This window comes from Sporosarcina limicola (assembly GCF_014873855.1).
Classification (GTDB): Bacteria; Bacillota; Bacilli; order Bacillales_A; family Planococcaceae; genus Sporosarcina; species Sporosarcina limicola.
The window spans coordinates 89,493-110,399 of the sequence record NZ_JADBEL010000007.1 but is presented as its reverse complement, the minus strand read 5'-3'; the positions used below and the strand labels follow the sequence as shown (position 1 = coordinate 110,399).

The window sequence follows — 20,907 nt, the reverse complement described above, 5'->3', positions numbered from 1 at the left end:
TCCTCCCTTACTTGTCGTTTTCGCCCAATTGAATCATGTCGTAAATATAGCGTGCTTGAATATGCTCTGGATCAATCGTAAATGCCTTTTTTAAATGAAGAAGTGCGTCGGCTTTGTCGTTTGTCGATACAGCATATAATAATCCAAGATTGTAATGAGCATCTGCGTGTTCTTCATCCTGTTTAAGAATGAAGCGGAATTCAGCTCCCGCCTCTTTGAACAGCTCCATGTTGGCAAGTAAAATCCCATAGGATAATCGAGCTTCTAAGTCTTCCGGTGCCAATTCAGCTGCCCGTTGCAAATAAGGCAATGCGAGCTTTTCATTCCCCGTCCGTTCAAGACTTTTTCCTAGCATGAAATAAGCATCCGCCTCTTCCACACCTTGACGGATTGCCGTTTCATATAACTTCGCCGCTTCTTCATAACGCTCTTTATTGTAATAAAGATTGGCCAGCCCGTAGTAAGCTGTGCCCGCTTCCTTATCCAGTGTAATTGCTTTCTGGAAAAAGGGTTCCGCCTTTTCAGCATCGCTAAGTGATGCGAAGACATTTCCGAGGTTGATGTAGCCGATTGCATTTTTCGGATCCTGCTCGACTGCTTTCATAAATGCTTCGACTGCTTTTTCGTAGGAACCTTCTTGTAATGCAGTAATTCCGATTTCATTGTATTCCATCATTCAGATCCCCTTATCCAACATAATCAAGTTGTTTACCATTTTTAATGACTGTATCAATTGTTCCTCCGCCAAGACATTCGTCTCCATTATAGAAAACGACAGCTTGTCCAGGTGTAATCGCGCGTACTGGCTCTGCAAATCGGACGGCTGCTTTCCCGTCGCCAAGCAGTTCGACAGTTACTTTCGTATCAGGCTGACGGTAGCGGAATTTCGCCGTGCATTCGAATGTAGTCGGCAGATTGCGTACAGTTGAAAATCCAACATCGATTGCAGTGAGACTTTCAGAATAGAGTGCATCGTTATGGAAATTCTGACCAACAAGCAGAACATTCGATTTGAGGTCTTTTCCAAGGACGAACCAAGGTTCTCCTGCCCCACCAATGCCTAAACCGTGACGCTGACCGATTGTATAGTACATAAGTCCGTCATGACGACCGACTGCTTCACCATCCATTGTTTTCATATCTCCTGGTTGTGCCGGTAGATACTGGCCCAGGAATTCTTTGAAATTCCGTTCGCCGATGAAACAAATACCCGTTGAATCTTTTTTAGCAGCGGTTGTAAGGCCTGCTGCGACCGCTTTTTCCCGTACTAAGCTCTTTTCCATATCACCAATTGGGAACATCACTTTTTCCAATTGCTTCTGGGATAATTGGTTTAAGAAATAGGTCTGGTCCTTATTTTCATCTTTTCCACGTAACATAGCAACACCGCCATCCACTTCGACGACTTGTGCATAGTGGCCTGTTGCTAAATAATCTGCTCCAAGACTCATCGCATGTTCCATGAACGCTTTGAACTTGATTTCTTTGTTACACATGACGTCCGGGTTTGGCGTCCGTCCTGCTTTATATTCTTCGAGAAAGTACGTAAATACTTTATCCCAATATTGCTTTTCAAAATTGACCGCATAATAAGGTATGCCGATATCATTGCATACACTGATGACGTCTTCATAATCGTCCGTCGCTGTACAGACACCGAATTCGTCCGTATCATCCCAGTTTTTCATGAAAATACCGATGACATCATAGCCTTGTTCTTTCAATAAAAGTGCTGCTACAGATGAATCGACGCCGCCTGACATTCCAACGACAACACGTGTATCACTTGGTACTTTTGAATTTCTAGGTGCTTTGAAATTCTTTGGTACTTTTGAATTTCTAGGTGCTTTGAAATTCTTTGGTACTTTTGAATTTCTAGGTGCATTAGAATTACTCATTGTCCTTCATCCTTTATCTTTTTATTTTACGAGTCGTTTAATGATTGCTGCCGTTTGTTCTGCGGCTTCTTTTATACTTATTTCATCAAGACCGAGGCCAAAACTGAAGCGCACGGAATTCCTAAGCTTCGGAGAATCTTCTCCATACATCGCTGTCAGCACATGGGATGGATCGAGGGAGCCTGCCGTACATGCCGAACCACTTGAGACGGCGATTCCCGCCATATCAAGATTGACGAGCAAGGATTCGATGTCCGTTCCAGGAAAACTTAGATTGACGATATGCGGGAGCTTGTCCTCACTTTTGGCATTCACTTCATAGGCGATTGCTTGTTTAGTGAATGTTTCCGTTAGGATGGTTGCGTATTTTTCATAGTTGACACTGTTTTCCTGCATCGTTTGTTGCGCAAGTGTCACGGCTTCAGCAAAAGCTACAATTCCCGGAACATTTTCGGTGCCTGCTCGACGTTTGCGTTCTTGTTCCCCTCCGAAAAGAAGCGGTGACGTATTCAGCCCCTTTCGTTGATAAAGGAAGCCAACACCTTTTGGCCCGTTTAACTTATGTGCCGACACTGATAATAGGTCGACGCCAAGGTCGTTTACATCCAGCTTGACAAGCCCATATGCCTGAACAGCATCTGTATGGAAAATGGCTTGGTGGTTTTGCAGCAGTTGCCCGATTTCACGAATCGGTTGGATTGTACCCACTTCGTTATTGCCGTACATAATGGATACGAGTATCGTTTTGTCTGTCAATGCGTCCTTCACCTGTTCAGCACGAATTTCCCCGTTTTCATTTACCGGCAAATAGGTCACTTCGTATCCTTGCGATTCTAATTGTTTACATGGGTTCAACACGGCATGGTGTTCGATTGTTGTCGTGATGATATGATTCCCTCGGTTTTTCATTGCCGCCACGGTTCCGAAAATCGCTATGTTGTCCGCTTCCGTTCCGCCCGAGGTGAAAATAATTTCCGACGATTCTGCTTGAATGGACTGCGCTACTATTTTCCGCGCATCATCAAGCCATTTCCGGGCTTCCCTACCGAAACTATGAATACTAGAAGGATTGCCAAAAACAGATTCGAGTAGCTTAATATATGTAGCACTGACTGCCGGATGGACCGGCGTGGTCGCTGCGTGGTCTAGATAGATTGGTTTCATAGTAAGACTCCTTTAAATGTAAAACATATAACTATCATTTTTAGAACCTTTGTCGGTTTCCATCAAATCTGCGATGGTCGTTGTATCGATTACGCCGCGGACAGCGTCACCGATTCGCCTCCATAATTCCTGTTGTGGCATATCGGTTTCATCCAACCCCTCTACAACTTGAATTGGCCCTTCCATTACCCGAATGACATCGCCCGCAGTAATTTCCGTGGGTGGTTTCACAAGTTTATATCCTCCATACGCACCGCGTACGCTTTTAACAATTCCGTTATTCCGGAGCGGCGGAATCAGTTGTTCCAAATACGCTTCGGATAGGCCTTGCTCTTCTGCAATTTTCCGGAGTGGTATAGGACCTTCCCCATACTTGCGGCCAAGTTCGACGACAACGGTTAGTCCATAACGTCCTTTTGTAGATATCTTCATGTGAAATCCCGTCCTTTTTAGCTAATTGCTTCAAAATAGTATAGCATATTCAGCGTGTTCGCTTACATCAAATACGCCTCGGCGATTTTAGCCAGAGTTCTTCCGTTTCAGCAGGGTTTGAACTTCTGCCGAATAAAGTTAACATGATTTCCCGGTAAACGATGTGTATAATGAAGGAACGGATGTACGAGGAGTGATACTGTTGCATAATGAACCCTTGGCGTATCGTATGCGCCCTAGAAACATAGACGAGATCGCTGGACAACAAGAAATTATCGGTCAGCAAACGGCACTTTACCGAATGATTAAAAACGGACACGTCCCTTCAATGTTGCTCTACGGGGACCCCGGCATCGGCAAGACTTCTCTCGCCCACGCCATCGCTGGTACAAGTAGCCTACCCTTCATCGCAATGAACGCAACTGTTTCTGGTAAAAAGGATGTCGAAGCTGTCGTTGCTGAGTCAAGAATTACGGGGAAGGTACTGTTATTCCTCGATGAAATACACCGGTTCAATAAATTACAGCAAGACACGTTGCTTCCACATGTTGAAAGTGGCGCAATTATTTTAATTGGTGCAACAACTGAAAATCCTTACCATGACGTCAATCCCGCAATCCGTTCAAGATGCGGTGAAATTAGGCAATTATCCCGTTTAGAGCCGAATGATTTGATGGCGGTCCTTCAAAGAGCTTTGGTGGATGAAGAACGTGGGCTTGGAAAAATTGCAATTGCCATAACGAATGATCAATTAGTAAAAATTTCTGAAGGTGTCAATGGCGATGCCCGAAAAGCGTTAACCATTCTTGAATCTGTGGTCTCGGCAAGTGATGAGGTCGATGCAAAAATAGTTATTGAGGATTGGCTGATTGACAACCTGATTGGTCGAATCGGTTTGTTTGGCGATAAAAAAGGGTCCCATTTCTATAATCTATTGTCCGCTCTTCAAAAATCAGTTCGCGGCAGTGATATCAATGCAGCTGTCTATTATCTTGCGCATTTACTCGAAATCGGTGATCTTGTCGCTGTATCCAGACGGTTGCTGGTCATGGCTTATGAAGATATTGGCCTCGCTGCGCCGGAAGTCGGACCGCATGTACTAGCCGCGACCGAAGCCGCAGTGAGACTCGGTATGCCAGAAGCGCGTATCCCACTTGCAAATGCAGTTATCGAGATGTGTTTGGCCTCCAAGTCAAATTCAGCTTACAAAGCTGTCGACGCAGCGATAAGAGCCATCAACGAAGGGAAAACCGGCGATATCCCGCTTCATTTACGGGACACCCACTATGCAGGCGCTGCGGACCTTGGACATGTCGGCTACAAATATCCCCATAATACCCCAATTGGCTCATTCGGCGGTTGGACTGACCAACACTATTTACCAGATAAAATTCAAAACGTCGAATTTTACACACCCGTCATCGCAGGCGAAGAGAAGAAGTTGGCTGCAATCTACGAAAAGTTGAAAGGTTTTCGTAAGAAATGAGTGATGTTGGCGTCGCTATAGTGATGAGAAGGGTCGTTTATGCGAAAGAATCGTTGCTTTGGTGAAGGAATGGATTAGTTGGATAAAAGTTCAATCGCTTCGCTAGTGGGAATGGTCACATCATAAAAAGCTTTTATGAAAATGAAAAACGCTCCTCATAGAGAAGGGCGTTTTTCATTAGTTCGAATTGGAAATACCTGGTGTCACGTAGTTACTTCCAGGGTGTATCCAGTTTCTTTTTTAATTTTCTCACGAACATTGTTCTGTTCATGTTCTTCTGGTAGGTTAGTTAGTTTTAGTGCTACTATCGCTCTATCCATATGAATAGAAGGCATTTTTTTTGATTCCCAAGCTGATGGCAGATTCGCCATTGTAATGCGTATAATCTCATTTTGTTTTGGTTGTGTAGCATAACTAACTGGCCTTCCGATTCTCCAGGATAGTTCCTCTAAGTCAGTTTCATGACCTACGGCAATTTCTGGTGAGATAAAGTGAACCTCTATCATTTCTTGTTTGATGCCCACTTTATAAAGGGTGATGCCACGGTCTTTGGCCCATCGTTTCGTCTCTTCGATTGCTTGATTGTTTTCCAACCTATTTCCAGAGCTTTCCACTTGAGTACTAGTATTATCACCAAATACCACTGCAGCGTTGGGTTCTTCTTTGAACTGCAGCCGAAAACCGGTTATTTCTTCAAATTGGGTTATCAATTTTTCGGCATCCTCTAATCTTTCCGTAGAAATAACTATTTTTCTGTCATGAAGATGGATTGACGGAGTGCCAATCGCCGACCCAAACAATTCCATAAGCCTATTGTTTAGAAGGTCTTGACGGATAGAGTCGGAAAAGTCAATATCCCAACCTGTTTTGTTCTTTAATTGCTCGATTAATTCCCCTCTTTCACTTTCCGATATAACGTTAGGAAAATCAAAGTAGAGCAAAAGTCGTTCTTTTTCTGTGCCTAAGTCATTCGTTCCACAACGCATGAAACGGGGATGGTTTTCAAGTATATTCCTAGTTGTTTCCATCGCAGCTGCTGAATTTACTTTGAGTGACTGAATCGGTAGCGTCAACTCTTTCAGGCTAATTTTCACCTTTTCATCCACCAAATAACAGACTGACTCGTCACTTTGTTTTCTACGATGTTCTTCAGGTAAACTTTGCAAGGCCACAGCTACCGCTAGTTTGTCCTTCATCTCCGTTAAGCATAACGTATCGATAATAACGTCAAGGGACACTTCCCCTTCCGAAAGTTCCAGCCAACTTATCTTTTCAAGAATCGGACGACTAAAACTAAATACTTGTCTTGCGGCTTCTTCCAACTCATTTATCGGACCATTCCAACGACCAACAGTTTCAACTACCTGATCTAGCGTCAATCGGACCGGTTTACCTTTTAGCGTTTGACAAATAAGTGCGGAGGTTTTTGGATGAACTCCAGTACAAAGAGCCAACTTCAAAACGTCCTGATCTTCAGAACGATAAAGCAATAAACTGCCAATCTTCTCTTGTAGACGTAAAACAGGATTATTGACCTTATACCTTTTCCCTATAATTCCGTTACCAGATGTTCGTTTCTCGAACGGATACGTTTCACCATTTTCGACAAGAACAGGTCCAAATCTAGGATCGATAAGTTCTCCAAGACGACTTCTTGCCTCATCATCCCCATGGACAAGCAATGTATAAGTCGGTTTCAATGATTGAATAAACCGATTCATTTCATTCGCATCAGCATGCGCAGATAGGCCATATTTCCCAATTCGACATTTAACTTCATAACTTGTCCCGTTTAAATCCAGCGTCTGTTTAAGACCATCAGCGAGGTCAAGTAATTTCCTTCCGGGACTTTCCTCATCTTGGTAGCCAGTGATAAATATCGCGTTCTTCTCTCCTGAAATAAGTTGCTCTGCATACCAAGAGCTCGCACCACCCGTCAGCATCCCAGAAGAGGCAACGATACAACCTGGTTTTCCTTTCAAAATCATTTCACGCTCTTGTGGATTAACCGCCTTGCATCTTCCTTCAGTTAAAAAAGCGTCTCCATTTCTTCTAATCCGATGTGCTACCGGCCCTTTTAGAAAGTGCGGATAATTTTTATAGATTCGGCTTATTGGCGTAACAAGTCCATCCACATAAATTGGAAACTCAGGGATTAGTCCTTTCTCCATATAATCTTGCAGCACGAGTAGTACTTCTTGTGCCCGCCCCAACGCAAATGCAGGAATAAGCGCAAAGCCCCCGCCTGCAATTACTTCAGACACATGTTCAGCGAGACGCCGCTCTTCCGTATTCCGGTCCGTGTGAGCTCGATTACCATACGTAGATTCCATAATAACTACGTCAGGATGAACACCATGTGGCACTTCGGCACCAGGGATTGTTCGCCCTGCTTTGAAGCTTAAATCCCCAGTTACAAGGAGGCTCTCCCCATCCCCTTCGATTAAAAACATAACCGCACCTAAGATATGGCCCGCCCGGTAACTTGTAATGGTTACATCTCCAACTTTTAAAACGCCGTTTGCCGGAAAAAGAAGCAACGACTGAAGCAACTCATCCACCTGCTCTTTTGTATAGAACGGTAGACTATTCATAAGCTTCGAGCGCTGTTCAAGAATTTTATATGCATCTTTCATCATTACGTTCATAAGATCCACTGTCGGTGGCATCGTGTAGATTGGTACAGCTGGGAATAGCGAATGTACAATTGGCAAAGCACCGATATGATCAGCATGTGCGTGTGTTACGAGGATACAATCAGGAGAACTAAGTTCATCAAGCATCCCAAGGGCCGGCAAGAGGTCCTCTCCATGCATTCGCATTCCAGCATCGATTAGTAAATTAGTTCCTCCGATTTCAATATGTAAACAAGAAGCGCCAACTTCACTGCCACCACCTAAAATACTTACTTTCATCTTTTTACCTTCCTTTCATATCTTACAAAAAGTTTGTTCTTTAGAAATGGCAAATTTTACGATGTCCCGAAATGAAGTATACGAATAACCTCCCGACTGGTAATCCAATCGAGAGGTTATGTATGAAATTTCAGAATAGTGTCTGAACGTAGCAAGTACTCGACATCATAAAATATGTTGGTCAATTTTCAATACAAGTTCTGCAATTTCAGGTTTACTTACTTGATCATCCGCCCCTACTCTCTCTCCTTTATGTTTTAGGGCATCTGTTATGAGTGAAGAGAAGATAATAATTGGTAACGACTCTAAGTCTTTATTCTCTCGAATTCTTTTAGTCAAATGATGGCCATCCATTTGTGGCATTTCGATATCAGTGATTACAAGTTGCACTTCATCTGTAACTTTTTTCCCTTTGGCAACAATGCCCTCTAAATAGGTCAATGTATCTTTTCCATTTTCAAAAAACTCTACGTTCACATAACCGGCTTCGTGTAACGTCATTTGTAATAATTCGCGGAGTAACGGTGAGTCTTCCGCAGCAATAATCCGCTTATCGGACCGAACTCGCTTGCCTAGTTTTTTCACTTGATCTATATTGATGCCGGTTTCTGGATTAATATCTAGTATGATTTTCTCGAAATCCAGTAATAACAACATCTCACCTTCACGCTTAACCACACCGATTACTTGTGATGTACCTGAAGAATAGATATCTGACGGTTTTTCAATTTGATCCCAGGAAATCCGATGAATTTGTGTCACATTATGTACATGGAAGACAACCTGTTGCTTGTTAAATGCCGCAACAATATACTTTTCTTCACTTTTATCGTTTGATGAAGGAATTCCAAGCACTTTCTCCATATTGATAACAGGTAAAACCTCTCCGCGCAATTGAATAATCCCCTCAATCGATGGATGAGCATGCGGGATAAACGTAACTTTCATAGGTAAAATGATCTCCAAAACTTTGATTACGTTAATGCCATACCGGTTATTTCCCATTTCAAATTCAATAATTTCCAGTTCATTTGTACCACTCTCAAGGAGTAATTCATGTTGTTTCGTCATCCAATAGTTCCCCTCTCATTACCTGATACTTTATACCCTTTATCTATTTCACATTATACGCTAGCATCTATTAAGTCAATTTAGTAGAACTTAATTCACTTCTATGTCGCCCCATGGTAAAGACTGGGGTCTCATTGTCGGATGTCTAGCGGAAAAAGTGGAGAGACAATTGAAGACACTTGACCCATCGATGGGACATTGAAGAAATGTTTGAATGAACCAATTTACAATGAAAAGGCCGACTCTAGGGGGATGACTCCCTTATGAGTCAGCCTTTTATTTTTCGGCGGCACATAGATTATTGCGCTGCAGCGTCCAACACTTTCTGAGGAACTTTTACATCTTTAATATCATCGAATCGGCTATAAGCTGCATTGAATTTCTGTTTATAGACGCGGAACTTTCCATCGATATAAGTTGTCACCTGTTTCGTCATTTTGAAATCAGTCGTATAGAAAGTACGACTATCGAACTGTATTTCGATGTCCATCTTGTGTATGATAGTAAACGCATCGCTATCCTCATCATCAGCTTTTACACCAAGCACGATTTTATTGAAGCGCTTATATTGATCTCTTGATAAGGAAAGTTTTAATGCATACCCGTAATCAATTGGTTCTAAGACAAGATCGTCTGCAAATTCATCGAAAAGTGTTAGATCCAATGTTGGAATCGAATTTGCGACGATCGTACCGAATAGTTCCGCGCTCGAATCGGTAGGGAGCTCTTCCCAAGTTGGTTGTCGATTATCATTAATGAAAACACGATCTTCCGTCTTATACAAGTCTATCTCCCACGGATCCTTGTATCGTGCTTTCACTGTTGTATACTGATGGAGCGTTAATGGATGTAAAGATGCATCCGAGTTTATTTCAAATTTCATGCTCGTCCTCTCTTCGGGTATATCCGTCCGTGAAGAGTCATCAAAAACAATTTCGGTATGGACTTTCTCCAACTTTTCAGATGCAGTCTTCCCTTTTTCCAAAAGATCCCGGGCTGTCATTCCCTTTTTTGCTTCCACATTGGTATTGCAAGCTGTTAACAGGAGGGCAAGTAAACCGATACCCATCACCCTAATGAGTTTTTGCACATCTAAACTTCCTTTCCTACAAACTATTATTCATTTTACGATAAATTGGTGGCATTGTAAAACACTTACCCTGTGAAACTTAATTTTAAAAAACAGGCATCGTATCCGGATTGCACCGGTTCGAATGCCTGTCTGAGTGTGTGCACGTTTGGCTACTTGATTAACTGCTACGGTGCTTCCGCATTTAGGGGATTATCATTAGGCCGTGATTTCATAATTTTGTCTCTATCTTGGCGAATATAACTTGTTGAGAGAAACGCCTTGAAATCTAATGCCGATTGTTGTGCCGACACTGATAATTGATCAACTATATAAGTTGAACGGAAGATCCTCGGCCCATTTATACTTGAATAGTTGAAAAAATCGCGTCAAACGAGTATATGTAGAATTAATAAAAGTGTAAAACTTAAATTCAACTTATACAATTCCTCTAACCAATTTTTATTCCATCATTATACCATACACAAGCGCGAAGACGGTGGAACAGAATTGCGCAGATCCCTATGAGATCATACCTTATCCTTCATCCTTCTCACTGGGATATCCGCGACAATTTCGTTCATTACCCAACTTGCACAGACGAGTCCGGCGACAGATGGGACGAAAGCGTTTGAGGCGGGTGGCATTTTCGCTTTACGGATGGTGGCATCTGGTTTACCTACCGTGTCGACGACGTCTTCTCTGATGACAACCGGGCTCTCGTCGGAAAATACGACAGGTACGCCTTTGTAGATTCCTTCTTTACGAAGTCTGCGTCGAATCATTTTCGCAATCGGATCGGTATGTGTTTTTGAAATATCCGCGATTTGAAATCGTGTCGGATCCATTTTGTTTGCCGCACCCATGCTTGAAATGATTTTCACGCCGCGGGTGACACATTCTTTGATGAGGTGAATCTTGTAACTAATCGTATCGGATGCATCAATGACGTAATCAGGTTGATAGCTAAAAAACGTTTCTGCCGTCTTTTCTGTGTAAAACATATGAAGTGAAATGACTTCACACTCTTTGTTAATGTCCGCAATTCGTTCTTGCATGACTTCCGCCTTAGAACGTCCAATTGTCGATAAATAAGCAACAAGCTGACGATTAATATTTGTGATGTCGATATCGTCCTTGTCTACGAGGATAATGCGGCCAATTCCACTTCTTGCACACGCTTCTGCAGCAAAAGAACCTACTCCCCCGACACCAAGTATAGCGACAGTTGTGTCGCGCATCCGTTTGACGCCTTCCGTACCAATAGCTAGTTCATTCCGTGAAAATTGATGTAACAATGCAATTCCGCCCTTCTATGTAAGTTGAATTTAAGTTTTATACTTTTATTAATTCTACATATACTTGTTTGACGCGATTTTTTCAGCTATTCAAGTATAAATGGGCCGAGGATCTTCCGTTCAACTTATATATGTATGGAAATCCGTATTTTTCTTCAAAAAAAACCCCTCCGTATGCCAGAGGGGCCTATCAGTTAATTAAGGAACAATCCCGAATGTGCCGTCTTTGTAGTATCGTTTTGAACCCGCACTCAGCAGGTGGGTGTCCTATTCGATTCCTTTGACGTCCTATTTAAAGGCATGTCATTCTAATCGAAACGCAGACTCCCGACGATAAAATGTTCGGTCAAAACTGATTGGCAAATAACGAACACTTCAGGATTGATATAAACCTATAATAGCATACATCGTCAGACAGTTCAATGCTTAATTGATTGCCGGTTTCAACGTATAAATCCTTATTGCTTTTTCGCTGCGACTTGGATACCGAGTTCCGCGAGTTGTCCGTTGTCGACGCGACCTGGAGCTGCAGTCAGTAGACAGCTTGCACTTGCTGTTTTCGGGAACGCGATTGTATCCCGTAAATTTGTAGAACCGGTGAGCAGCATAACAATACGGTCAAGTCCAAATGCGATACCACCATGTGGTGGCGTTCCGTAATCGAATGCATCAAGTAAGAAACCAAATTGCTCGTTTGCTTGTTCTTCGCTGAATCCGAGTGCTTTGAACATTTTTTCTTGGACGTCGCGTTGGTAGATCCGCAGCGATCCCCCGCCGAGTTCATAACCATTCAAAACAAGGTCGTATGCTTGAGCTTTGACAGTTTCGGGACTCGTTATGAGTTCGTCCACATCAGCTGGCATCGTGAATGGATGATGCGCTGCGTAGTAACGTCCGTCTTCTTCATCATATTCAAACAACGGCCAGTCTGTTACCCAAAGGAAATTGAATTTCGATTCGTCGATAAGTCCTTGGTCTTTTCCAAGTTTCAAACGAAGTGCACCTAATGCGTCAGCGACGACTTTCTTTTTATCCGCAACGAATAATAATAGGTCGCCCACTTCTGCCTCAGCAGCGGTTTGCAGTGCAGCTCCTGCTTCCCCTTCGAAAAACTTCGCGATTGGACCTTTCAATCCTTCTGCATCGACTTTCAACCAGGCGAGTCCTTTTGCGCCGTAACGTGCCGAAAATTCACCGAGCGCGTCGATATCTTTTCGCGAATAACCATCCGCTGCACCTTTCGCATTGATGAGTTTCACTTGGCCACCTGCTTCGACCGCACCGGTAAATACTTTAAAGGATGAATCCTTGACGATTTCTGATACGTCTATGAGTTCTAAACCAAACCGCATATCCGGTTTGTCCGAACCGAAACGGCTCATTGCTTCATCATAAGGAAGGCGGTTAAATGGAATCTGAACGTCAATTCCTTTGACGTCTTTCATTATTTTCTGCATCAGATTTTCATTCAACGTGATGATCTCTTCTATTGACATGAAACTCATCTCCATGTCAATCTGCGTAAATTCAGGTTGACGGTCTGCACGCAAATCTTCATCGCGGAAACAACGAGCAATCTGGTAGTAGCGATCGAAGCCCGCCACCATAAGCATCTGTTTGAACAATTGGGGTGATTGTGGCAATGCATAGAATTCACCTTCATGAACACGGCTTGGTACAAGATAATCCCGTGCACCTTCTGGTGTGGACTTCGTTAAAATTGGCGTCTCTACTTCAAGGAACCCTTCCGTATCAAGGAAGTTACGGACTGTTTTTGTGATGTCCGAACGCATTTTGAAGGTTTTCGCAAGTTGTGGACGACGGAGATCAAGGTATCTGTATTTCAAGCGGACTTCCTCACTCACATCCGTCTCATCCTCAATCATGAATGGAGGGTTTTTCGCGCCGTTGATGATTGTCAATTGATCCACCTGGACTTCGATTGTACCTGTTTTCATGTTCGGATTCTTTTGTCTTTCCTGACGCTCAATCACTTTACCAGTGATTTCAACTACGAACTCACTGCGCAGTTTGTCTGCAATTTCAAGCGCCTCTTTCGAAATGGCTGGGTTGAATACCGCTTGGACGAGTCCTGTACGATCCCGCAGGTCGACGAAAATTAGTCCGCCAAGGTCCCTTCTTTTTTGCACCCATCCTTTTAATGTGATGTTTTCCCCTATTTGTTGTTCCGTCAATTCGCCGCTGTAATGTGTTCGTTGCATCGCCTTCATCCACCTCTCTTTATGTCAAGTTCGCCTTTATTTTTTCAATTAATTCGACCATCGGAACTTTTACCTGTGTTCCATCCGCCATATTCTTCAACTGAGCGACACCTTCTGTTAGTTCATCCTCACCGATGAGGACAACTATCCGTGCGTTAAGTCGGTCGGCAGATTTCATTTGGGCTTTCATTTTCCGATCCATATAATCCATATCTGAACGGATACCCGCTTCCCGAAGTTCACCAAGCAGTTTGAATCCGGGACGACGTGTACTTTCACCAAGTGTGACGATATAGACATCAAGTGCCGGTTCACTTTCGAATGACTTTCCTTCAGCTTCCATCGCAAGCAGCAAACGCTCGATACTCATTGCAAACCCGATACCCGGTGCGGCTGGCCCGCCGATTTCTTCCGCGAGTCCATTGTATCTTCCAGCACCGCAGAGCGTCGTGATTGCCCCGAAGCCTTCCGACGTACTCATGATTTCGAAAGCCGTATGATTATAATAATCAAGGCCGCGCACAAGATTCGCATCCACTTCATAAGCGATTCCTGCGTCGTCAAGATAACTTTTCACTTCTTCGAAATAGTTTACAGATTCCTCGTTCAGATAATCAGCCAAGGAAGGTGCCGATGCGATGAGTGGGTTCCCACTGTCGATTTTACAATCCAGTATGCGCAAAGGATTCTTTTCAAGCCTGTTCTTGCAATCCGAACAGAATTCTTCGATGTGTGGACTGAAGTGTGCGATGAGCGCTTTCCTGTGTGCCGCCCTACATTCCGTATCACCAAGTGAATTGATGACTAATTTCAACTTCGTCAATCCCACGCGCTTATACACATCGAGTGCCAAAGCAATCACTTCTGCATCAATTGCGGGATCTGCGCTACCAATCACTTCCGCACCAAACTGGACAAACTGACGATAACGGCCTGCCTGCTGACGTTCATAGCGGAACATTGGCCCATTGTAATACATTTTCACAGGCTGATCTGGGTAGCCGAACATTTTATTTTCAACGAATGAACGGACGACAGCTGCTGTATTCTCAGGGCGTAGCGTTAATGAACGATTTCCTTTGTCCATGAACGTGTACATCTCTTTCTGAACTACATCGGTCGTATCCCCAACAAGACGTTGGAATAATTCTGTCTGCTCAAAAATCGGCGTACGAATTTCCTTATAGCGATAAACATCGCATACTTCTCTAATGACTTTTTCTGCTTGTTGCCACTTCCATGTTTCAGACGGTAAAATGTCCTGTGTTCCCCTTGGCACTTTAAAATTCATGTGAATTCCCCTTTCTTCCAACTAAAAAAAGACCCCCATCCCTTGCCTATGCAAGGGACGAGAGCCTTTATAGCTTCCGCGGTTCCACCCAAATTGGCGCATCCACTCGCGCCCACTCTTCACCCGGATAACGACCGGTTCCGTCCGTACCTACTGAATTGAAATCGTTCAGTACGAATCCTCAATGGTGTTGTTCATTGCAAACTTCTGTAGGGTGGATTTCAGCCACGTCCGCCCCTCTCTTGTCAGTCCGTTATACAATTACTTTCCACGTCATCGGCAATTTTCTTATTGTTAATTAAACATAATCTTAATGATTCAATCGCCAAGTGTCAACCTTTTTCATTTAGATGTAGTTTTTTGTTTCAAAAACTTCTACAATAGAGTTAAAGGGGGAGGATATCTTGTCGAAAGTCAGCAAATGGATCCTTGCATTCATACTGCTCTTCAGTACATTTCACTACATCCCAACAACTTATGCCAACACAGAGTCGGTTAAGGTGGACACAAATTCACTTAATATCCGTTCTGGACCCGGTCTGACATATGCTGTGACGGGCTCGTTAAAAAAAGGAACTCAAGTGAATGTGACATCTGTTTCTGGAGACTGGATCCAAATTACACATGGGAATCAATCGGGTTGGATCGCCTCGTGGTTGACCACTTCTGGAAATCATTCAAGTGGGACTACATCCACAATTGTTTCACGTGTCGATCAGTTAAACGTCAGGTCTGGACCCTCTATCAGCTCTGCAGTGCTTGAACGGATGTCTGCAGGGGATAAAGCGGTCATGACGGGACAGAATGGTGAATGGGTTTCCGTCATTTCATCAAACGGAACAAATGGCTGGGTACATAGTGATTACATCACGCAGTCCGCAAGTCAAACAACGATGCCTCAGGTTGAACAAGTCGCTTCATCTAGGGCATTCAGCGTATCAGTTGATACGCTGAATGTAAGGGAGAATGCGGACCAAACATCAAAAAAAGTCGGTTTCATTCATCGAGATGAGACGTATGTCGTTAACAATATAAATGGTAATTGGGTGCAAATTTCTTTTGGTGATAACAAACAAGGATGGGTCTATTCGTTCCATGGAATCCTCTCTTCAAATGTAAAACAAACCTCTGCAAAAGAAACGCATGGAACAGTAACAATCCTTTCGGACGGGACAAACATCCGTGAAGCCGCAACAACTTCTTCGCAAATTGTCCTGCGTGCAAACGCTGGTGAAAAGTTCTCCATTATGAAAGAAGATGGCGACTGGTATGAAATTTCTTCACCAACAACAAAATCCGCTTTTGTTGCGAAATGGGTTGTTTCAACTGATGATGAAAAATTAATAACCGAAACCTCAAATAACCAAACAATGGCACGTGTTACCGACACATTAAAAGGATTAACGATTGTCGTTGATCCCGGCCATGGCGGCAATGACCGTGGAACGACAGGGGTTCAAGGAACTGCTGAAAAAGATATGACTCTCTTGACATCAGAACTGCTAGCAACAAAACTAAAAGCGGCTGGCGCAAATGTTGTATTAACCCGTGAAGCGGATACGTATATTTCGTTAAGAAAACGTGTCGCAATCAGCAATCAAGTTAAGGCGGATGCGTTTATTAGTGTCCATTATGATGCCAATCTGGATTCTTCCATCACAGGATTTACAACGTATTATGCGCATCCTTATCAAAAAGGGCTCGCTTCTTCAATCAGCGAAGGACTCGAATCATCCATTGCTCTACGGAATCGAGGCTCGCAACCATCAGATTTCATTGTACTCCGTGAAAATAGACAGAACGCGATATTAATTGAACTCGGCTTTCTGTCAAATTCTACGGAAGAACAGAATATAACGACAAATATGTTCCGTGAACAGGCGGCTCATGGAATCTATAATGGGCTTCTCGATTATTTTAACTCGAATGATTGAGTATGAAAAAAGGACCTTCCACTTACTTTTTATTAAAAGTCAAGAGATAACGTAGTGTACTTACTATATCAGTATCCTTTATACAACGCGCAACATTATAATAAGCTATTTTTAAGCTGAACTAATTTTTGTATTAGTTCAGCTTTTATTTGTGACTAAAGATATAATCTGAAAATATTTATGAAATAAAAGTATAGTGTATGTATTTTTTTATCCTTTCTTCAACTAACGGCGCAGGTTAGTGGAAAAACGAGGTTTTCTGAAACTTTAATAAATTATTAACGACTAATAAGAAAAGTGGGTGAAAAGTATATGAAGTTGAAATTTTTATATTTAGCAATAACAGCATTTATAATATTGTTGGTTGTTAGTTGTTCGTATAATCAAGATGTAGGGAATATCACTGATACAGATAGTTATGAAAAAGTTAGAGAAGTTGCTTGGGAGTTTATCGAAGAAAAAGGTTGGAATGACACAGCTAAAGAAGGCTGGCAAAGTGCAAAAGTGAAGAAAATAATTGCTGATAATAGCTATGAATTGTTGGATAAAACTTATGAAGGAAAAGAGATATTAACCGTTTCTTTTAAAGACAAAGAGAATGTTGTAGTTGGTACACCTTTAATACTTGTTGACCCCGATTTCAATGAAGTAATTGGCTATATGGCAGGTGAATAAATAAACTATTATTAAGCTAACGGGTGCGTTGAACAGGAGAAGATCGTCATAGACGGTCTTTTTTATTTTTCAAAGTAAATAATTTACGGTTTAAAGTAATAAACGTTGCGTTTAAGAGTAAAATAAATTACTGTTTAAAGTAACAGAGGAGGAATTTTAGAATGGATGATATTCGATTAAACGTCGCTTTATTGAGAAGAAAAGTGCCGAATTTGACATCCGCAGCAAAATCAATTGGAATTCGACCGGCTACGGTGTCAAATTTATGCACAGGTAAAATCGATTTAGGAAAAGCAGAAGTCCGCACTTTAGTCGGTCTCGCAACACTTGCTAACTGTTCAGTAGATGACTTGATAATTCGAGGGGAGAAATTGAATATGATTGAGACGAAAATTAAAACATTGGATTTCTTTGCACCACTTGTAAAAGGAGGAACTACTGGATTAGTGGCCCGTCCAGGCATGGGGCAAGTTGTTATTTTAGCTGAATTAATGCACCGTTTTAAAGAGAGTGATTACACAACTATCTTTTTACTCCCAACAACGAATCATCCGGAGCTTGAAGGTACGACTGAATTGGCTGATATAGTGACGGCGACAATCGACGAGACATTTTCAAAGTTAACTTCACAAAACGGAGATGTAATTTTTATTTCAGACAAGAGTTTTAATGTGTCTAGTGAACTATTAGATTTGCAAGAACGATTAGTGGCAGAACGAGTTCAAAACATCACAACAATTCTTGTTGATCTCTCTGGTGAAGCTGTGGATGAAGAGATGCCATATGGTCCACTTGAAACATTGTGGCAATTAGATGCAGACTTGGCGACACGACATCAATACCCAGCTATACATCCAATTTATTCAGCTTCTTCTATTTTGGAAGGGATAGACTTGGACCAACGTCACTTTAATTTGAGACAACGTGCACAAAAATTACTTCGCCGATATCGTGAGTTACGTTCAGTAGTAGCTGTGCATGGGATTGAGAAAATTCCAGCAGCGGAGTTAGAAACATATAACCTCGGTGAGCGACTAGAGGCGTATTTCACACAACCGTTATTCGTTGCAGAAGCTTATACAGGACAACAAGGTAAAGCTGTTTCAATGTCACAAACGCTACAAGATGTGGAACATATTTTAGACGGCAAAGCAAATCATTTATCAGTCGAAGAGTTGAGATATAGAGGAAATTTAGTGTTATAAAGGTAAAAATGATTGGGATTTAATTTCCGCTCATTTTTTTAGTGTGCCCAGCATGAGCATAATCTATAGGGTGCAAGTCCCGAGCTTTATTCAATTGACGTTAGTTGATAAAGCGAAGCGTATTTTAAAAGAAATCGAATTTGATTTAGATCTAGCCTTTGATTGGAACAAAGATTATTACGATAACTATTATCAATATTTTGCCCATCCAAACGATGAAGTACGATAATATGCACTACTTATTTTTGCTGGGGGATTCGGTAATTTGTGGCTGGTATCTTTAGACCAATTGAAGAAAAAGAAACAGATGGAGATTTCGTATAATCAATAACAGGAGGAGAAGTGTATGGAAACATTCAATACATCAATTCGTTGGGATTTGAGTAATCTTCTATGTGGTCTTGACATGGAAAAGTATAAAAATTATTTGGGTAGTATAAAAGAAAAATTGATAAAAGTCGAGGAGTATTCAAAAACAAATACCTTGAATGACGGCGAATTGATCATTATTTCGCAAGCAATTAATAAGATTGAATCAGCAGAATCTTTTTATTACTGCTTAACCATAGAAAATATTGACCCTTCCCTCCTAACATCATTAAATGGAACCATATCAGCTTTAAAATCCCAAGTTCGCTTTATAATATCAAATCTGCAAGAAAACCTAAGTAATATGAGTGAAAATCAATTTACAGTTTGGTCTAACAAGATTAATCAAAATAGTTGGATAGCGGAGTTACTAAAGAATGTAGAAATAACAAGTAGAGAAGAAACTATTATATCAAATTTTGCTCGTGAAACATTAAGTGGTCTTGAAGACCTTTATGGACAAGTTCGTAACAACTTGAAAGTCAATCTTGATCATGAAGGAAATGAAATTTCCTTTGCTGAAGCTAACAATTTATCCTTTTCTCATCCAGAACAATCTAAAAGGCACCGTGTATTTAGAGAACTAAACAAAACCCTTGAAACAGAAGCGAATATTTTCGCTTCTATTTACAATCAAATGGTTGGACTAAGACTTAATGAAAACAAGATAAGAAAAGTAGATTACCTTGAAGAATCACTACAATTGAATGGCATATCCAAACCATCACTTAATGCTATGTGGGATGCAGTAGATTCCAATATACATGACCTTTCCGGCTATTTAAGAATTAAAGCAGAAGAAGTAGGGAAAAAGAATATTTCTTGGCATGAGTTGATGACTTCATCTCAAGAAGTTTCTCCCCAGATTACTTTCTCACAAGCGATTGATGGAATAACAAAGTCTCTTGTAAATATTGACAGCAGTATGTGTGAATTTGTAAAAGGAGTAATTACAAAGGGATGGGTAGATGCAGAACAACGTAAAACAAAATCTTCAGGTGGGTTTTGTGCTCCATTTACTCCAGAAGGTGAATCACGAATTTCATTAAATTATGACAATAGCATAGACAGTGCTAGAAGACTTGCACATGAATTAGGTCATGCTTGGCATTTTCAACAAATGAAATATGTTCCATCCCTTTGGTTCTCAGAAGATACATTTGAAATGACAATGGCGGAAACCTCTTCAATCTTTTTTGAAACTGCATTTATTGATTATGTAATTCAAAACACAAATGATGTGACTATTAAAAAAGCAATTCTTGGTTCGAAGATTGAGCGTTCCCTAAATTACTTGATGTCTATTAGAGGAGCCTTCTTATTTGAAAAAAGGTTTTATGAGTTTAGAAAAAATGGGCAATTAGATGCAAAAAAGATGGAAGAACTTTCGTTACAATTTCAGGAAAAAGCATATGGAAGCAGTTTAAGTGAATATGAGCCTTTTGTATGGATTAAATATGGGCAGTTCTATCAAGCGAATACTCCCTTTTATAATTATCCATACTCTTTTGGCTTCTTGTTAAGTATTGGACTTTTAAAACTTGCTAAAACAGATGAATCATTTAACCAAAAGTTTAAAGGGTTCCTAAGCGAAACTGGAATGCTGCCACTTGAACAACTAATTAAAAAACATTTCCATTTAGATCTTTCACAGCCGGAGTTTTGGCAACAATCAGTACAAAGGTTAATTCAAGATATAGAGCAGTATAACCAAATTTCGTGAAATATTGTACTTAAACTAGCGGTGCGATAGTTGAACAAGATAGTTAAAATAGCCTTGTTAAAAGTAACTTAACAAGGCTATTTTTGTATCTCATTAATTATCTATTTGAACTGCTTAAATTGATTAGTTACCATCGCTCTTGATTTTCCGCAACG

16 protein-coding genes, 1 other RNA gene and 1 other annotated feature are annotated in these 20,907 nt (G+C 41.5%); of the genes, 6 read left to right on the top strand and 11 right to left on the bottom strand.

Annotation, left to right across the window (positions count from 1 at the left end):
- Nucleotides 1-7 precede the first annotated feature (7 nt).
- From H4683_RS08365 to cymR, 4 genes are read right to left on the bottom strand one after another with little or no spacing between them, the layout of a single operon-like run.
- On the bottom strand, nucleotides 8-673 hold the full coding sequence (locus H4683_RS08365; protein ID WP_192598397.1) for a tetratricopeptide repeat protein: 666 nt from the start codon (nucleotides 671-673) through the stop codon (nucleotides 8-10).
- 13 nt (nucleotides 674-686) lie between these two features.
- Complete coding sequence (gene mnmA / locus H4683_RS08360; protein WP_192598396.1) at nucleotides 687-1,898, bottom strand: tRNA 2-thiouridine(34) synthase MnmA; 1,212 nt, start codon at nucleotides 1,896-1,898, stop codon at nucleotides 687-689.
- Between the two features lie 21 nt (nucleotides 1,899-1,919).
- Nucleotides 1,920-3,062 (bottom strand): cysteine desulfurase family protein, encoded by a 1,143-nt coding sequence (locus H4683_RS08355; RefSeq protein WP_192598395.1) that lies wholly within the window; start codon nucleotides 3,060-3,062, stop codon nucleotides 1,920-1,922.
- A 12-nt stretch (nucleotides 3,063-3,074) separates the two neighbouring features.
- Complete coding sequence (gene cymR, locus H4683_RS08350; RefSeq protein WP_192598394.1) at nucleotides 3,075-3,494, bottom strand: cysteine metabolism transcriptional regulator CymR; 420 nt, start codon at nucleotides 3,492-3,494, stop codon at nucleotides 3,075-3,077.
- A gap of 202 nt (nucleotides 3,495-3,696) precedes the next feature.
- Here cymR and H4683_RS08345 point away from each other — a divergent pair, with 202 nt between their 5' ends.
- Nucleotides 3,697-4,980, top strand: coding sequence for a replication-associated recombination protein A (locus H4683_RS08345; protein WP_225941980.1), 1,284 nt, complete (start codon nucleotides 3,697-3,699; stop codon nucleotides 4,978-4,980).
- A gap of 203 nt (nucleotides 4,981-5,183) precedes the next feature.
- On the opposite strand, the gene H4683_RS08340 is transcribed toward H4683_RS08345, so the two are convergent.
- The 7 genes from H4683_RS08340 to hisS all read right to left on the bottom strand — a co-directional run bounded on the left by H4683_RS08340 (nucleotide 5,184) and on the right by hisS (nucleotide 14,846).
- Complete coding sequence (locus tag H4683_RS08340; RefSeq protein ID WP_192598393.1) at nucleotides 5,184-7,895, bottom strand: MBL fold metallo-hydrolase; 2,712 nt, start codon at nucleotides 7,893-7,895, stop codon at nucleotides 5,184-5,186.
- A 165-nt stretch (nucleotides 7,896-8,060) separates the two neighbouring features.
- A complete protein-coding gene (locus H4683_RS08335) occupies nucleotides 8,061-8,966 on the bottom strand; it encodes a chemotaxis protein (protein WP_192598392.1) in 906 nt (301 codons plus the stop codon).
- A 298-nt stretch (nucleotides 8,967-9,264) separates the two neighbouring features.
- Nucleotides 9,265-10,056, bottom strand: a complete 792-nt coding sequence (locus H4683_RS08330) for a DUF6612 family protein (protein WP_192598391.1) — start codon at nucleotides 10,054-10,056, stop codon at nucleotides 9,265-9,267.
- A 509-nt stretch (nucleotides 10,057-10,565) separates the two neighbouring features.
- Nucleotides 10,566-11,333: a tRNA threonylcarbamoyladenosine dehydratase gene (locus H4683_RS08325; RefSeq protein WP_192598390.1), complete on the bottom strand. Its 768-nt coding sequence runs from the start codon at nucleotides 11,331-11,333 to the stop codon at nucleotides 10,566-10,568.
- 204 nt (nucleotides 11,334-11,537) lie between these two features.
- Nucleotides 11,538-11,718: non-coding RNA, 6S RNA (gene ssrS / locus H4683_RS08320), on the bottom strand.
- Nucleotides 11,719-11,791: 73 nt separating this feature from the next.
- Nucleotides 11,792-13,555, bottom strand: a complete 1,764-nt coding sequence (gene aspS / locus H4683_RS08315; protein ID WP_192598389.1) for an aspartate--tRNA ligase — start codon at nucleotides 13,553-13,555, stop codon at nucleotides 11,792-11,794.
- A 19-nt stretch (nucleotides 13,556-13,574) separates the two neighbouring features.
- Nucleotides 13,575-14,846, bottom strand: coding sequence for a histidine--tRNA ligase (gene hisS / locus H4683_RS08310; RefSeq protein ID WP_192598388.1), 1,272 nt, complete (start codon nucleotides 14,844-14,846; stop codon nucleotides 13,575-13,577).
- A gap of 50 nt (nucleotides 14,847-14,896) precedes the next feature.
- Nucleotides 14,897-15,132, bottom strand: a binding site (T-box leader).
- A gap of 118 nt (nucleotides 15,133-15,250) precedes the next feature.
- Between hisS and H4683_RS08305 the strand changes: the two genes are divergently transcribed.
- From H4683_RS08305 to H4683_RS08285, 5 genes are all read left to right on the top strand, one after another.
- The gene (locus H4683_RS08305; protein WP_225941979.1) at nucleotides 15,251-16,780 is read left to right on the top strand and encodes an N-acetylmuramoyl-L-alanine amidase family protein; all 1,530 of its coding nucleotides are present in this window, start codon (nucleotides 15,251-15,253) and stop codon (nucleotides 16,778-16,780) included.
- Between the two features lie 312 nt (nucleotides 16,781-17,092).
- Nucleotides 17,093-17,455: a hypothetical protein gene (locus H4683_RS08300; RefSeq protein WP_192598387.1), complete on the top strand. Its 363-nt coding sequence runs from the start codon at nucleotides 17,093-17,095 to the stop codon at nucleotides 17,453-17,455.
- A 161-nt stretch (nucleotides 17,456-17,616) separates the two neighbouring features.
- Complete coding sequence (locus tag H4683_RS08295; RefSeq protein WP_192598386.1) at nucleotides 17,617-18,660, top strand: F0F1 ATP synthase subunit beta; 1,044 nt, start codon at nucleotides 17,617-17,619, stop codon at nucleotides 18,658-18,660.
- 52 nt (nucleotides 18,661-18,712) lie between these two features.
- On the top strand, nucleotides 18,713-18,889 hold the full coding sequence (locus tag H4683_RS08290; RefSeq protein ID WP_192598385.1) for a hypothetical protein: 177 nt from the start codon (nucleotides 18,713-18,715) through the stop codon (nucleotides 18,887-18,889).
- A 117-nt stretch (nucleotides 18,890-19,006) separates the two neighbouring features.
- Nucleotides 19,007-20,752, top strand: a complete 1,746-nt coding sequence (locus H4683_RS08285) for a M3 family metallopeptidase (RefSeq protein WP_192598384.1) — start codon at nucleotides 19,007-19,009, stop codon at nucleotides 20,750-20,752.
- Nucleotides 20,753-20,907: the final 155 nt, after the last annotated feature.